The organism is Rubritalea marina DSM 17716, assembly GCF_000378105.1.
Classification (GTDB): Bacteria; Verrucomicrobiota; Verrucomicrobiia; order Verrucomicrobiales; family Akkermansiaceae; genus Rubritalea; species Rubritalea marina.
The window spans coordinates 92,563-107,645 of the sequence record NZ_KB899250.1 but is presented as its reverse complement, the minus strand read 5'-3'; the positions used below and the strand labels follow the sequence as shown (position 1 = coordinate 107,645).

At 51.6% G+C, this 15,083-nt stretch carries 16 protein-coding genes; 11 read left to right on the top strand and 5 right to left on the bottom strand.

Features of this window, described 5'->3' with window-relative positions; genetic code table 11:
- Positions 1 to 145 precede the first annotated feature (145 nt).
- Positions 146 to 757: a flavin reductase family protein gene (locus F454_RS0104225; protein ID WP_018969381.1), complete on the top strand. Its 612-nt coding sequence runs from the start codon at positions 146 to 148 to the stop codon at positions 755 to 757.
- A 56-nt stretch (positions 758 to 813) separates the two neighbouring features.
- Positions 814 to 1,494: a YqjF family protein gene (locus tag F454_RS0104220; RefSeq protein WP_033367404.1), complete on the top strand. Its 681-nt coding sequence runs from the start codon at positions 814 to 816 to the stop codon at positions 1,492 to 1,494.
- A gap of 18 nt (positions 1,495 to 1,512) precedes the next feature.
- On the opposite strand, the gene F454_RS0104215 is transcribed toward F454_RS0104220, so the two are convergent.
- A complete protein-coding gene (locus F454_RS0104215; protein WP_018969379.1) occupies positions 1,513 to 2,682 on the bottom strand; it encodes an acyltransferase family protein in 1,170 nt (389 codons plus the stop codon).
- Positions 2,683 to 2,878: 196 nt separating this feature from the next.
- On the opposite strand from F454_RS0104215, the gene F454_RS0104210 reads away from it, so the two are divergent.
- The 6 genes from F454_RS0104210 to F454_RS0104185 all read left to right on the top strand — a co-directional run bounded on the left by F454_RS0104210 (position 2,879) and on the right by F454_RS0104185 (position 8,891).
- On the top strand, positions 2,879 to 3,325 hold the full coding sequence (locus tag F454_RS0104210; protein ID WP_018969378.1) for a deoxycytidylate deaminase: 447 nt from the start codon (positions 2,879 to 2,881) through the stop codon (positions 3,323 to 3,325).
- An 11-nt stretch (positions 3,326 to 3,336) separates the two neighbouring features.
- Positions 3,337 to 4,428 (top strand): ABC transporter ATP-binding protein, encoded by a 1,092-nt coding sequence (locus tag F454_RS0104205; protein ID WP_018969377.1) that lies wholly within the window; start codon positions 3,337 to 3,339, stop codon positions 4,426 to 4,428.
- A gap of 53 nt (positions 4,429 to 4,481) precedes the next feature.
- Positions 4,482 to 5,954 carry an ABC transporter substrate-binding protein gene (locus F454_RS0104200; protein ID WP_169334315.1) on the top strand — a complete coding sequence of 491 codons (1,473 nt, stop codon included), beginning with the start codon at positions 4,482 to 4,484 and terminating at the stop codon, positions 5,952 to 5,954.
- 2 nt (positions 5,955 to 5,956) lie between these two features.
- Positions 5,957 to 7,654 carry an ABC transporter permease gene (locus F454_RS0104195; RefSeq protein WP_018969375.1) on the top strand — a complete coding sequence of 566 codons (1,698 nt, stop codon included), beginning with the start codon at positions 5,957 to 5,959 and terminating at the stop codon, positions 7,652 to 7,654.
- An 85-nt stretch (positions 7,655 to 7,739) separates the two neighbouring features.
- Complete coding sequence (locus F454_RS0104190; protein WP_018969374.1) at positions 7,740 to 7,919, top strand: hypothetical protein; 180 nt, start codon at positions 7,740 to 7,742, stop codon at positions 7,917 to 7,919.
- Between the two features lie 27 nt (positions 7,920 to 7,946).
- On the top strand, positions 7,947 to 8,891 hold the full coding sequence (locus F454_RS0104185) for a hypothetical protein (RefSeq protein WP_018969373.1): 945 nt from the start codon (positions 7,947 to 7,949) through the stop codon (positions 8,889 to 8,891).
- A 154-nt stretch (positions 8,892 to 9,045) separates the two neighbouring features.
- Here F454_RS0104185 and F454_RS0104180 read toward each other — a convergent pair whose 3' ends face one another.
- A complete protein-coding gene (locus tag F454_RS0104180; protein ID WP_018969372.1) occupies positions 9,046 to 9,252 on the bottom strand; it encodes a hypothetical protein in 207 nt (68 codons plus the stop codon).
- An 87-nt stretch (positions 9,253 to 9,339) separates the two neighbouring features.
- The gene (gene ftsY / locus F454_RS0104175) at positions 9,340 to 10,191 is read right to left on the bottom strand and encodes a signal recognition particle-docking protein FtsY (protein WP_018969371.1); all 852 of its coding nucleotides are present in this window, start codon (positions 10,189 to 10,191) and stop codon (positions 9,340 to 9,342) included.
- A gap of 357 nt (positions 10,192 to 10,548) precedes the next feature.
- On the opposite strand from ftsY, the gene F454_RS0104170 reads away from it, so the two are divergent.
- The gene (locus F454_RS0104170) at positions 10,549 to 11,019 is read left to right on the top strand and encodes a hypothetical protein (RefSeq protein ID WP_018969370.1); all 471 of its coding nucleotides are present in this window, start codon (positions 10,549 to 10,551) and stop codon (positions 11,017 to 11,019) included.
- Positions 11,020 to 12,116: 1,097 nt separating this feature from the next.
- Here F454_RS0104170 and tmk read toward each other — a convergent pair.
- Positions 12,117 to 12,731, bottom strand: coding sequence for a dTMP kinase (gene tmk, locus F454_RS0104155; RefSeq protein ID WP_018969367.1), 615 nt, complete (start codon positions 12,729 to 12,731; stop codon positions 12,117 to 12,119).
- 148 nt (positions 12,732 to 12,879) lie between these two features.
- Here tmk and F454_RS0104150 point away from each other — a divergent pair, with 148 nt between their 5' ends.
- Positions 12,880 to 13,371, top strand: coding sequence for a hypothetical protein (locus F454_RS0104150; protein ID WP_018969366.1), 492 nt, complete (start codon positions 12,880 to 12,882; stop codon positions 13,369 to 13,371).
- A gap of 292 nt (positions 13,372 to 13,663) precedes the next feature.
- On the opposite strand, the gene F454_RS0104145 is transcribed toward F454_RS0104150, so the two are convergent.
- Positions 13,664 to 14,665 carry a permease gene (locus F454_RS0104145; RefSeq protein WP_018969365.1) on the bottom strand — a complete coding sequence of 334 codons (1,002 nt, stop codon included), beginning with the start codon at positions 14,663 to 14,665 and terminating at the stop codon, positions 13,664 to 13,666.
- An 81-nt stretch (positions 14,666 to 14,746) separates the two neighbouring features.
- Here F454_RS0104145 and F454_RS0104140 point away from each other — a divergent pair, with 81 nt between their 5' ends.
- A complete protein-coding gene (locus F454_RS0104140; RefSeq protein ID WP_018969364.1) occupies positions 14,747 to 15,064 on the top strand; it encodes an ArsR/SmtB family transcription factor in 318 nt (105 codons plus the stop codon).
- The last annotated feature ends 19 nt before the right edge of the window (positions 15,065 to 15,083 follow it).

Here is a 15,083-nt window from a genome sequence, read left to right as displayed (position 1 = left end):
GATACGAATAATTCTAAGCGATGTGTGCGGCAGATAAGGGGATGATTTTTGAATTTTCTTATAAAGTGCCAGGCTCGATAAGGAGGAGAAAATAGAGGAGGAGGGACTTGCTTGCACATCTTTCTCTCTTCGCTAAGCTAGGGTTATGATCATTTCAAAGGGGGAGCTCGACCAGATGGAGATTCGTAAGAAGGTGCAGCTTGCGACTAGCCTTCCCGGAGCCAAGCCGATCTGTCTGGTTGGGACAAAAAGCCAGGCTGGCGTTGAGAATTTAGCACCCTTTTCGAGCATCACGCATCTGGGCTCGAACCCGCTCTTGATTGGGATGGTCACGCGTCCCGACACGGTGGAGCGGCACACGCTTCAGAATATCTTGGATTCCAAGGCTTGGACTTTGAACCACATTACGGAGGAATTTTTGCAAGCCGCGCATCAATGCTCTGCAAAGTACCCTGGCGGGGTCTCTGAGTTTGAGGCCACAGGATTGACAGCCCACTACGAAGCTGGAGGCTTTGCTCCCTTCGTTGCTGAGAGCCCGGTGAAATTTTCTCTCGAGTTGGAGGAGGTCATCGACATCAAGTCGAACGGCACGAAGTTGATTGTTGGGAGCGTCCAGCAGATTATCCTTCCTGACGTCGCTCTTGAAGCATCTGGCCATCTCGATCTATCTGGACTAGGTTGCCTGGCTTCCACTGCGCTGGATACCTACTTTTCTATCCAAGAGATTGGAAGACTCCCATACGCCCGACCTGAATGATGGTAGATCTAGAAAAGAGATTAGAGGAGCGCCAGCGTCCTACCGCACCAGTGGTCATGCGACAAGATTGGGCCAAGCTCTTGTTCCTGCACTGGGAGTTTGATCCTCAGCTAATCCAAAGTACTCTGCCGGATGGTCTCTTTGTCGACCGCCATGATGGGCGCGCCTACCTTGGTGTGGTTCCATTTTCTATGAACAAAGTTCGCCCGCGGTTTAGTCCTTGTGTCCCGGGTATTTCATGGTTTTTAGAGCTCAATTTACGGACCTATGTGCACGATGCTCAAGGTCGACCCGGTGTATGGTTTTACACGCTCGACTGCAACCAATCACTGGCTGTGAAGCTGGCAAGGACGCTGTTTCACCTACCTTATAATCATGCCAAGATGTCTGCGGAAACCAAGGATGGTGAAGTGATCTACCAATCGCAACGCCGGGGCGATGATACGACGCAGACCTTTCGCTACCCAAGTAGACTGAGCCATACGATGACCGCAGAGCCGGGAAGTTTGGAGTTCTTTCTATTAGAACGTTACCGTCTATTCAGCGATAAATGTGGCACAATCTACAGCGGTCAAGTCCACCATCCACCCTATGAATATCAGGAGCTAGTAGCGAAACAATACTCTACCCGACTCTTTCCACTGTGTGGCTTCGATGCCCCAACGGTGGCACCGGTCTCGGCGCTCGCAGCCCAGACAGTATCTGTGGATATTTTCCTGCTGCGTAGAAACGACTGAGGGTTGCTCTATCCTTTGTTAGGGGCGCTTCTTCCCCCAATTCATGGTGGGTTTCTCGATCCATTTGTAGGCTAGGCTGCAGACGATAAGGCAGATGATGACGCTGAGAGACATCGGGATGAGGTTCACTGGCCAATTGCCTTTTTCGATAGCGAAAGCGGGGTTGAGAACTTTATAGAAGCTCATGTACAAGACATAGCCGTGGAAGAGGTAGATCGAGTAGCACATGCCTCCAATGCTGGAAACTAGGGGCAGGGAGAGGAGGCGCTTCAGCCACTGGCCTCTCAGCACACAGCTGAAGGCCAGTAGCAGCAAATAAGCAAGCCATTGGTGTGAGCCAGTGATGTTGAGAGCGAAGGGGATGAAGAGCCAGGCGGCGATGCCAAGGAGGTCGGCGAAGAAGCGTGATAGCCTCGCATTTTCCCTGTCTCTCCATTGGTTGATGTAGAGGTCACCTAGCAGAATGCCAGCTAGAAAAAACTGCATTTGGCCGATGATTGAATGCGACCACAGTGGGGATGGATGTAGCGTGTTGAGGTGGCCACTGAGCTGCTGAATACCGAAGATTGCGAGGCACAGGACGATGAGGCGCAGGGCTTGCTGTCGGATCAGGAAGACCTTACAGAGGAGAGGTGCTAGAAGGTAAAACTGCACCTCGATCTCGAGTGTCCATGAAACAAAGAGGATCGGGTTGAGGGCTCCGTTATGGAGAATGCCATGGCTGTAGAGTAGGCCTGCAAGGAAGCGTTGGAGCCCCTCGGCAAGCGGCATGCCACCAATGACTGTGGTGATTAGGCCGAGCGTGAGCGCGATGTAGTAAGGGACACCAATGCGCACGACGCGACGTGTGTAATAGTTTTTCAGATCGACGCTACGGCCGCCTTTGCAGTGGTGCTTGACGAAGGGGAGCGCAAGTACGAAGCCGCTGATGACGAAGAAGACTTGAACTCCAAACCAGCCGTGGCCGATGGCAAAGTTGAGCCATTGGAAGCTCGGGGGCGATTCGATGGTCTGGGGGATAGGAGCGGCAAAGTAAAAGATGTGTGCGTGGTAGAGGAGAACGGCCATGATCGCAACGAAGCGCAGGCCATCGATCTCCGGCATGTAGCGGCCGGAGCTAGGGTGGCGCTGGAATTGCGCGAGCAATCTTGACCACGCGCCATGGTGGTCCTGTGATGGTGAGTTCATGCTGCTTTGCTGCCCGATGCTGGATCGGGTGAGGAAAAACTCAATCTTAATTTCGCCAAGTTCTGGTCTACGTGATTGGGCGTGATCGTGCTGCTGGAGTTCTGGTGCTTGATCGAAGGAATTACGTTGTTAGAGAAGCTAGAGAAATCTGATAAAAGTATTGAGCAATAGGAGCTCGGCGTGTTGAATTCGTGCTATGGCATCTGAGCGTTTATCAATTCCGCAATACGCAATGGCACTGGCTCATGTGGCGAGTCTGCGCAGTGAGGACCCGTTCCGCAAGGTCGGTGCTGCTGCCTTGGATTATGACAACCGTGTGATTGGCACTGCATACAATGGGCTGGCCCCAGGATTTGACGCGCCGAACGGGTTTTGGGACGACCGCGATAGTCGCCAGAAGTTCATGTTGCATGCTGAGGTGAATCTCTGCAGTTTGTTCAAACGCGGTGAGGCCAAGGTGATCGCAACGACGACGATGCCCTGCACTGCGTGCATGCAGACGCTGTGTGCGTATGGAGTGAAAGAGATCTACTACCGCGAGGTGTACAAGAAGTCTGATGCTCCGGAAATCGCTAAAATTTACGGGATTACACTTGAGCAAGTGACCGACTACCCTCTCAATCTTGAGCAAGACGAACACTAAGATCTACGGCAATGTCATCCATCACCATTCAGTCCCTCAGTAAGACCTACAGCAACGGCACCAAGGCTCTGGATACTCTGGACCTCAAGGTCGAAGAAGGTGAGCTGTTCTTTCTGCTAGGCAGCAGCGGCTGTGGTAAGACCACCTTGTTGCGTGCGATAGCAGGTCTTGAAGATCTCGACACTGGCACCATTTTATTCGGTGATAAGGATGTGACCAAAGTCCCGACGCACAAGCGTGAGGCTGCGATGGTATTTCAGTCCTACGCCCTGTGGCCGCACATGTCCGTGGGAGATAATGTGGCTTTTGGGCTTGAGGAACGTGGGGTTCGCGGTGATGAGCTGGTGGATCGCACACTCGAGGCGCTCAAGGGAGTGCAGCTCGATGGCTACGAAGATCGCCGCATTGATGAGCTTTCAGGTGGGCAGCAACAGCGCGTGGCATTGGCTAGGGCTTTGGTGGTTCGCCCGAAGTGCCTCTTGTTGGATGAGCCGCTGTCTAACTTGGATACTCAGTTACGTTTAGAAATGCGTACGGAGATTCGTCGGATAGTAAAAGAATTCGGCCTCACGGCAGTTTACGTGACTCACGATCAAGAGGAGGCGCTTTCAGTGGCAGACAAAGTGGCCGTGATGCGCGATGGCATGATCGAGCAAGTGGGAACACCGCGTGATATTTACCGTCATCCGAGCAACAAGTTCGTGGCTGATTTTATTGGAGAGGTGAATACGATCAACGCGCAGGTAGATACTGTGGTGTTTGATGATCACCGCGGCTACAGCGTGCGTGTGGTTTCGATGGTGGGAGAGATTTTCCAAGGTCAGGTGACTGTTGATGATTGGAGGCCTGAGGCTGGAGATATGGTGATGGTGGCGATTCGCCCCGAGGCTTATCGTTTTGACGATTCTGGCGATGTGCTGAACCAGGTGACGGGCAAGATAATCGATAGTGTCTATCAAGGACCGACGATTCAATATTTGGTGCTCAGTGACCACGGCATTTACGTGCAGGTCTCGGAGCTGAACCCACTCGCGTTACGTCCTGCGGGGCAACAGGTGAAGCTGACCGCGCGCTCGAATGATGTGGTGATGCTGCAGCCTTAATGCGCTAAGAAAAAGGAGAAGTGAATAGCTATTGGAAAAAGCGAGTGATTTTTGTGGCGGCCCTGATTGTGGTGGCCGTGCTTCCATTGATATTCAAGCAGTCGGAGCACCTGAGTCGTCGTGCCAGTGATCGCTCTTTGGTGATCATATCGCCGCACAATGAAACGATCCGCAATGAGTTCACCACGGCATTCCAATCATACTGGGAAAAGCGTACTGGCGAGAAGGTCTACATTGACTGGCGCACTCCAGGTGGGACGGCGGAGATTCTTAAGGTGGTTGAATCGTCATTGGAGGCCTCGGAGCGCAAGCAGAAGCCGCTGGGCTTGGATGTTTTTTTTGGTGGTGGTGAGTATTTATTTGAGTCGCTAGCGAAGCGTGGCCTGTTTGAGGAGCTTGCTGTGTTCGAGCAACACCCTGAGTGGTTTGACGACAAGCAGGGGATTCCGATGTTTCACCTGGGTGAGCGTTTCTACAGCTCAGAGCGGGTTTGGGTGGGAGCCTGTCTTTCCCAGTTCGGTATTTGTTACAATGTTGATGTGCTAGACAAGCATGGGATAGAAGCACCACGCACATGGGATGACCTTGGAAAGCCAGAGTATTTTGGTCTTATAGCCATGGCAGACCCACTGAAGAGTGGCTCGGTGACTAAGGCGTTTGAGATGATGATGCAGCAGAAAATTGCCGAGCACTTGGTCAGCACGCAGCGCGCCACTGGCGAGACGGAGACTGATCGTCGCAACCGCGCTATTCGTGATGGCTGGGCCTCAGGATTGCGCTTGATCCAACGCATCACTGCCAATGCTCGTTACTTCACCGATTCTGCCACAAAGATCGTCCACGATGTGGCGCAGGGAGATGCCGCAGCGGGCATGTGCATCGACTTCTATGGGCGCGCTTACGAGCGAAAACTACGAGGGGAGGGTGGCGAACCGGGTCGTCTGCGTTGGGTTGCGCCGGCCTTGGGCACGACGATGAGTGCCGACGCAGTTGCTGTGATGAAGCATGCGGCTGAGCCTGAGCTTGCTCAAGGATTTGTCGAGTTCCTCCTCAGCGAGGCAGGGCAGAAGATTTGGGCGTATCGATCTGGGAGCCTTGGAGGGCCAAGTCATCGTGCGCTGGGGCGCCTACCGATACGGCCTGAGCTATACCGTGCGTCGCACCGCTCGCGCTTTGCCTTTGATCTGCAGGACGCGTATGCCAACGATGCGCAATTGGTCTACCTGCCGGAGGTGACTGGGCCACTGTTTGGGGTCTTGCGCGCGGTGCTCAAGGGAATGTGCATTGACGTGCATGATGAACTCAGAGCTGCTTGGGCGGATTTGATCAAAGCGGACATGCCGGATCTTGCGCTGAACCATTTTCAAGATGTTTCCTACGTGTCCTACACCAAGGCGAGTGGGGAGTTTCGTAGCGACTTAGAATCGCGCAATCGCGGGGAATTTGCGTTGATCATGAAGCGCTTATCAGGTGTCTTTAAACGCAACTACGTGGAAACGCAACGACTCACGGAGGGCTATAAATAGGAATGTCGAAGAAATACGCGATCATCATCACGCTCGTCACGCTGGCATTTTTCTGCGTGTTTTTCTTTTGGCCGGTAGCTGGGGTGTTAGAACGCGCCTTTTTCACCGAGTCCGGCGAGTTCACGATTGGCAGCACCCTATCGGTGCTGAGTAATCCGATCTACCTTGAGGGACTGAGCAATGCCTTCCTGCTGGGGGTGGCGAGTACATTAGTGACATTTTTGGTGGCTTTGCCCTTGGCGGTGATGTCGCATCGTTGGGTTTTTCCAGGCAAGAGGTGGCTGACCCTGATGGTTTTGGCACCCTTGGTATTGCCGCCCTTTGTTGGTGCTGTGGGGGTTCGCCACATTTTGGGGACAGAGGGCTCTCTCAACGCGCTTTTATCAACGATTGGCCTGGTGTCAGGTGACAATCCAGTGGACTGGTTGGGCGCTAGCAAGTTCTGGGGCATCGTATTGATGAATGCCCTGCACCTGTATCCGATCCTCTACATGAACATCCTAAGCTCGCTCTCAAGTCTAGACCCGAGGATGGAACAAGCGGCGCAAAATCTGGGAGCTTCACCATGGACTCGCTTCAAAAAGATCACGCTACCATTGTGTATGCCGGGCGTGTTTGCGGGTGCGGCGATCGTATTTATTTGGTCGTTTACCGAGCTCGGGGTGCCTCTCGTCTTTGATTATACCCGGGTGACGCCTGTGCAGATCTACGATGGGATCAAGGACCTTCAAGGCAATCCTATCCCGTATGTTCTGGTGGCTGTGATGCTTTTGGTCTCAGTGCTGATTTACTTTAGCTCGCGCGTCATTTTGGGGCGCAGTCAGCTAGGTCATTCATCGAAAACAAAATCTCAATCGATGGCTCGGCCATTGCCTTTGGTACATGGGGCGATGGTTTCTGTGGCTTTTTTGGGGGTTTTCATTGTGGCGACGATTCCGCATTTCGGGGTCTTTTTCCTCTCCGTGTCTGAGGACTGGTACGGCACCGTGCTGCCTAGCGGCTTCACCCTTGCTCACTATGGAGAAGGGCTTGGTCATTCCCAGGTGGTTAGTTCGATCCGCAATAGCTTGGTTTATGCCTTGGGGGCGACTTTCCTTGATGTCCTTCTGGGTGTAGGTATTGCTTGGGTGATCGTGCGTAGTACGATTTGGGGACGTCGTATTCTCGATGCGATGATGATGCTGCCGCTTGCAGTTCCTGGTATCGTGTTGGCTTTCGGCTTTCTCTCGCTCACTGCGAGCTCAGGGTTCTTTGGGTTTTTGGTGCCAGCATCAGGAAACCCGGCGATGATTTTAATTTTAGCATACGCGATCCGCCGTTTGCCTTTTGTGGTGCGTGCGGTTGTGGGAGGATTGGAGCAAAGTAATATCGAGTTGGAAGAAGCTGCGTTGTCTTTGGGTGTCACTCCGTCGCGCTCATTTCTAAAGATTTCTATCCCATTGATTGGATCTAGCCTACTGGCTGGAGCGGTGCTGAGCTTTGCCTTTGCGATGCTCGAGGTTTCGGACAGCTTGATGCTGGCTCAGCAGTCAGAGCATTTTCCGATTACCAAGGCGATCTACTCCTTGCTCAGCACGCTGGGGAATGGTCACGAGCTTGCATCTGCTCTGGGTGTTTGGGCGATGTTGTTTCTTGCCTTGGCCATTTCTGGGGGCTTGCTGGTGGTGGGTAAGAAGGGTGGCAATCTATTCAGGTTCTAGGTGAAATTCAGATCTGAAGCTTGCTTAGATATCATTCACAGAAGGCTTGATTTTCCTAGATTGCTAGTTAAGAGTCTCTCCCGAAATGAAAGCACTTACACTCATTGTTAGCTCACTTGGCCTTTTGATTGGTTTTTCTTCCTGCGAAAAGCATGATTGGGAAGACACAAAGAAAATTTTTGAGTCAAAAGATGACGCTCACGGTCATGGCGACGATCACGGCCAAGACAAGAAGGATGGGCACAAGTCTGAAGCTGCACACTAATGATTTAGTGTGGCCAAGAGGGGTATTATGAAGAAACGTTCTCCTCTTTGGCTGATCCCAAACTTAACCAGCCTAGACGCGCCTTTCGTAGCATTGGTGTGGATGTGGCTGATGGCGCACGGTAAGAAAGTGCAGTACCTAGACACCATGATTTATGGTGTCTTAGCGTTTTCGGTTTGGGGGGTGTATGTCGTGGATCGCCTCCTCGATGTACGGCGTGATCCCAGCCTGCTCGACGCCGAGGATTCACCGCGCCACGCCTTCCATTGGAGGAACCGGAAGTGGCTCGTGCCCGCAGTGGGTGTCGCCTTTTTCACTTCCTTGTATTACGCCTTTTTCGTGCTGCCGCAGAATATGCTGACGGTTGGCTTTACGGGTTTGGTACTCGTGCTTTTCTTTGGCTTTGCTGCGAAGGTGGATCGCTCTGAGGTGGCGTATTTTAAGAACTTGATTGCTGGTTTGACCTTTGCCTTTGGCGTCTGTGCTCCGGTGGTGGTGAGTTCTGAACAACTTCCCTTGGTTCTCAATGACGCGCTTGCTCCTCTAGGGGCTGAGGGATTTAGTCTCGTCGGGGTGATTCAGGCTGCGTTTAATTTTTTCCTCGTGGTGGTGTTGACGGTGCGCACTGTCTTATTTTCACCAGCAGTGATGCTCTTCGCCTTGCTTTGTACGATGAATATCAATGCGATTGACCTTTGGGAGCGTGCCCGTCGCAGTACCGATGTGGAGGTGAAGCAGGAGAGCGAATTGGCTCTGTCATTGGGCCTCATTATGATGGTTGCAGCCTCAGTGTTTATCCTCTCTTGGAATCACACGGAAGTGGATGCGATCGTGGCTTATGTTGCGATGGCTTCAGCGGCGATGTTACATTTTCTCAATCGGAAGCGATACAAGTTCACTCTGTCGGCACTGCGAGTGCTTGCGGATCTGGCAATTGTGTTGCCGATCCCGATTGTCTTGATGTTCCGCTGAGGGTGCTCAGTGGTCTGCTGGTGTTCATCTGCGTAATTCCTCCGCGAAGAGATGTAATCGCGGTGGATTTGGCGAGTCTCGTATGACAAAACGACGCGTGAGTGGTGCACGCGATGGCCGGATTTTTGCGGCAGCGCAATCGCTTGTATCGGGGTTACTGAAACAGGAAGTAGATCCCCAGCGCTTCTCCAAATACCCAGACGGCAATCATGTGAGCCACTCCAAAGCTCCGGGCACCTGCGCTCTCTGCTGGATCGTCACGGTGTGGTCCAAAGAGGGTGGTGTAGCGGATGGCCATCCACACACCGATGAGGGTCCAAGTCACTAGAAGTACGAGAATGATGGCCTTGAGGATGAGCATGGAGTGGTGTGGTGATTACTTGATCAGGCCAGTTATAGGGCGGGCCTTGTCTAGCCATGATTGGCTGTGTGACGTAGGAGGCGACACCTACATGATTTCTTCCACAAATTCTTGCCTTTGGAAGGCTTTGAATTGGTGGGCTTCTTCGCCCATGCCAATGTAGCGAGGAGCGATTTTGAGTTCTTGGTAGATGGAAACGACGATCCCTCCCTTACCGGAGCCGTCGAGTTTGGTGACCACTAGGCTGTCGAGTGCGATGGCTTTGTTGAATTCGCGCGCTTGGTTGAGGGCATTGCCGCCGGTGGTGGCGTCGACCACAATCATCTTGGTGTGGGGGGCACTCGGGTCTTGCTTGGCAATCGTGCGTTGGATCTTCTCGAGCTCCGCCATCAGGTTGTGGCGTGTGTGGAGTCGGCCAGCGGTATCGATGATGAGGAATTGGGTGCCAGACTGAATGGCTTCTTGGTGTGCCTTGTAGCAGACCGAGGAAGGATCCGCATTTGGGGCGCCTTTGACGATCGGTATCTCGAGACGCCCTGCCCAGACTTCAAGTTGCTCGACGGCGGCTGCGCGGAAGGTGTCGGCAGCGGCTACCATCACGGAGTGGCCTTGGTTTTTGAGAGAGCTGGCTAGCTTGGCGGTCGAGGTGGTCTTGCCGGTGCCATTGACACCTACCATGAGAATGATGTGCGGGAGCCCGTCACTGCGCGGAGTCAATGCAGCAAAATCGTCTGGAAGGATTTCGGCAATGTGTTGTTTGGTGACAGCGACGATATCTTCAGCAGAAACTTTTCGGCCCATTTCTTGAAGTTCATCAACGATTTGCATGGTTAGGCGAGCTCCGAGGTCGGCGCCGATGAGGTCTGCTTCGAGTTCTTCCCAATCGATTTCTGCGCGATTGGTGACTTTGTTGATGAGCTTCTTAAAAAATCCTGCCATGCCGAGTTCTCTTTACGCCCGGAACGCCTCACGGTCAAGCCACAGACGATAGCATCATGGTGTTCACCGAAATTGCATTTGATCAAAGCAAGGCACGTGAGGCGTGGCTTCTTCTAAGATCTCTAGTGGCATGTGCGTAACCCATCCCCTTTTTGGAATGCGGTAATTGATCACCGCCCTAGGGCGGGGTGGGATTGATCCCACGATGACAAAACATCGCGCATGGTGGACCTCCAGCCGTTACTCCGTTCGATGGATTCTAGCAGAAAACGTTCGATATAATCCTTATGGCTGTTATTGATATGTAGCACTCCGACCGAACAAGTTCGGCGGGTGTGCTGAATTAAAAAATTAATTATGAAAAGAATACTCACCTCCATTTTGCTACTGTTCATTGTTACTTTTGCACCTGCCGAAGAGTCCGCTCGCATTGCGGTAGCGAAGGTAGACTTCAATGAAGTTGATGATCTACTAGTTAAGGTCGTACTTAGCAAAAAAGGAAATAATGAACTCAGGGATCGCTACTATGCTAAGAAGCGAGCGGAAAAAGAGGCGCAGAATCGAATGCAAGAGAAGATAGTGAGGGGCGAAAGCTTCAACCCGATGGAGGCAGCGAAGAGCTTCATGCATGATGATACCGATAAAAAGAAGGTTCAGCAATTGTGCGAGAAGCACTTATTGGAGCTTATTGAGGTAATTTTTGACGGGCGATACGATCTTGTATTTAAAGATGACTATCGCAGTTCATTGATTTACTCAAAAATAACTATCGATGACGTTACTGTTATTATTAAACAAGAGCTGCTTAAGGCTCTTCCCCAAGAATAAACGGTGAAAGTATGGTGCCAGGCTCGTCGCATTAGGCTCGTCGCACTGTATGGTGCCAGGCTCGTAAGGTGCATGACTGTTATTGATATGTAGCACTCCGACCGAACAAGCCCGGCGGGTGTGCTTAATTGTTCGGCTAAATTACCCATACCTATTCTATATTCTCTTTCGAATGCCTTTTGATAAATCTAACTACAAAATCATACGCGCTAGTGACGTTGCTGCCCGAGATGGAATTGGTGTAGAAATCTACCGTAAAGGGAAGTTCCTCAGAAGCGACAAATTCATTTGTGAGATATTCAGAGACGATACAGACCGAACTAGAACAGTCTCACTGAGCTCGAAAGAAATCTCTCTCGAAGAGCTAGAGTTTTGTATTAAGATTTTTAGAGAGGAGATTGATTGGGAATTTATAGAATACGAGGATTAACCCTATGCAACTGCCTGGTCTAACAAGATAGAGTGAGAAGATGAATACAGTACATTTAACCGTTTTCTGTGGCATATCGTGCCAGGCTCGTAAGGCGATGAAGAAAGAGCGTCCGGATATAACTAATAAATAGAGAATCAGCCTTGTGGCATATGGTGCCAGGCTCGTAAGGAGATGGCCTTGTGGCATATGGTGCCAGGCTCGTAAGGAGATGAATGGGGGATAGCCTTGAATCTGGCCCTTATGAGATTCCCCTTCAGGGAATGGATTTTGATTACATGAACCTAGGGTTGCGGCGCATGCTGCGCCTTACCCTAGTCTGGTATGTTTGGCTCCTGCAGAGCCTGGTGATGTTGATTAGATAGGATCTGAGGTTTTATCTTCTAATGTCACCTCGCGGCCTCAAACTCTGGTCAGCAGAGTGAGCCATCGCTGCCAGCTGCAGGGTAGATCTAGGCGCTTCCGTAATGCCATCACTCTCGATTGATTCACGGACTCACACCAAGGGTGTATCCGATACCAGCATGGGGTGAAGCGCGAGCGCCACCCCATGATATCGGTAAGAAAGTACAAGCAGAGCTGAAAGCTCGGCAGATACGCAGATTCGCATGCCTCAACGCAAGTACACAAGCAGTCGAGCCTAGGAGCTAGGGAGAGGGCGCTGTGATTACTCAGAGTGGATGGCTGCGCGCACGCGTGCTACCAGTTGTTGCTGGATCGACTCGATATCCTGTGAGGCGTCGATCACGTGGGCGTAGGCTTCGCCCTGCACACTGAGGAAGACATTGCGGCAGAACTCCAATGATTCACGTTGTTCGAATTCGTTGGCTGTGTCGCCGCGGCTGCCAATGCGCTCGAGCGCGGTGTCGATGTCGAGATCGAGGATGAAGAGCAAGTCCGGTTTTGGCGCAAATGCTTCATTGTCCTTGCGGATGGTGTCGATGTCGAAGCCATTGGCTCCCTGATAGGCCATTGTAGAAAAGTAATAACGGTCGAGCACGACGTGAGTGCCCGCCTCCATTGCCGGCGTGATCACATCGTTTACGTGTTGCTTGCGGTCCTTGTAGAAGAGCTCGAGCTCCTCGTTGCGCTCAAGGCGGCCTTCGGTCATCGACTGACGCAAGATCTTGCCGAAGGGGCCATCCGAGGGCTCGCGGTCGGCGAGGGCGGAGGCGCCGCCTGCCTTCAGGTTCTCTGCCAACAACTTCACCTGCGAGGACTTTCCTGTGCCATCAATTCCTTCAATCACGATCAAGAGTCCACGTTCCGAGTTGTTTTGCATGTCCTTGTTGGTAGGTTAGAGGGGCATGACTGACAAATAAAAAAGCTCTTAGACAGGCCTTCCGCAGAGTCTCTTCTTTGTCTAACCGTTGCTTCGTCCGGGTGGTTCTAGCAGAAAATGTTCGATCTATTCACTACGTCTGATAGCTATGCTTAACACCCAGACCGAACAGAGTTCGGCGGTTGTGTTTCACGTTATGCTAAAAATACTCGCTACTACTGTTATTCTTATCAGCACATGTGTCAGTGCTCTCTCCAAGGAACTGCCTGATTTTACCCAACTCTTGGGTAAAGAGTCATACGAAGACAAAACTCGAAATGAATTTGTAACTAATTACATCTATCATACCAACCTTGAAATTGATGCGATCAAATCGAAAATCGAAGAATACCTCGGTGATAATTGGACTGTAATGATGCTGCCCAAAAAAGTCATAGAACAGTCCGTGAAGTCTATTCAGAGTGAAGAGATTCTAGCCATGCTCTTGATTAGCAATCCTGATCTTCCTGATTTGGCATTAGGGGCAAATCTTTTCCTAAATGTAGAAAAGAGGAAGCACAACGAGACTGAACATAAATACATTTTCAACCTAGTACTTACTGATTTGTCTGAAGTGAAGAAGTCCATGCTGGGGCAATGACTCATTTCTTTATAGCTAGAGACGAGGGGGATTCAACAATTTCAGCTCTCCCTCGAAAGGTCGCAGATTCCACAGATTGAGCAGATTACCCAGATTAGATTTTCAATCCCATCTAGCGAGTTGAGCAGTACCCAGGCCCTCCCTGGAATGCGGTGATTGATCACCGCTCTCGAACCGTGCGGGATTTATCCCACTAAGGCAAAATATTGTCATGATGTATTTGTGTGCGGCATATAGTACTAGGCTCGGAAATTAGTGGCGTGCCGCTCACCCCGAAACTATGTAGCCCCAATTAAATCAGCAAGTTGAGAGTGTAGCCGCCGACAATGGCCATGCCCAATACCACGATGAGGAAGGCAATGATGATGGGAGTTTTGAATAAGGAACGCAGCAGAATCACCTCGGTGAGGCTGGCTCCGGCACTGCCGATGATGAGGGCCATGGCTGCACCTAGGCTCATCCCCTTGGTGACGAGGGCTGCGCTTAGTGGAATCACCGCCTCGGCACGCACGTAGAGCGGGATGCCGATGATGGCTGAGATCGGCACAGCGAATAAGTTGTCTACGGCGGTGTGCTTCGCGATGAATTCTGTCGGGACAAAGCCGTAGATCAGGCTACCAATCCCGATTCCCACCAGTAGGTAGGGGAGCACGGTCTTGAAATCCTTCAGTGCTTGGTGCCAAGGGGTGATCCAGCGTTGGCGCTTGGCCTCTGCGCTAGGTTTGCTTTCACAGCATGATGAAGCTGCAGGCTCAGCCTTCGGCTCGCCCTCGCTAGAGCAACAATCGTTGCCACTGCTCACTTCAGGCTCTGGCTCACATGAGCCACAAGCGCTATCTTCTTCATTGCTTTTGATAAAGCGCTCGAAGCCTAGGGCCTCAAGTAAGTAGCCTGCCGACACCGACACCGCCATGGCGGTGATAAAATAGAACAAGCTTACCTGCCAGCCAAAGGTGACGACAAAGAGGCCGATGATGATCGGATTAAGAAGCGGGCTAGCGATGAGGAATACCATGGTAGGCCCAAAGCCAGCTTTCGCTCTGAGAAGACCCTTGAGGAATGGAATGGTAGAGCATGAGCAGAATGGCGTGATCGACCCCAGCACAGCTGAGATCAAGTAGCCTCGCCCATTCTTTGAGCTGAGGATGCTGCGAACCTTTTCGGGAGTGACCCATTGTTGAATCACGCCGACGGCATAGCTGATGATGAGAAAGAGTAGGGTGAGCTCTAGTGCTAAAAAGGCAAACATGCTCAGACTTTGTGTGAGTTGATCTTGGATGGTTTCGGGGTTCATGATGATTTGTTGTTGTATTTCTAGAAATATAGAAATAAATTCAGCATTGTCAAATCGTGTTTCTGGTATTATCGAAATAACATGCAAATGAAAGAAGTGGCGATGGCATTCAAGGAGCTGGGGCATGAAGCGAGGTTGGGGATTTTCCAGCATTTAGTGCGTGCGGGGTACCAAGGTGCATCCGTGGGAGAGATTCAGACCGCTCTAGGGATCCCCAATTCCACTCTTTCCCATCACATCGCCGCTTTGGTGAAGGCGGGGCTATTGACACAAACCCGCGAGGGGCGGACACTGCGCTGCTTGCCCAATTATCAGAAAATTGAGTATCTTTCTGAGTTTTTAGTGCACGAGTGCTGCGCCGATGAATCACAAAAAAGCTCTCAGGGCCAGAGGCGCTGAGAGCTTTGTAAATGAATCA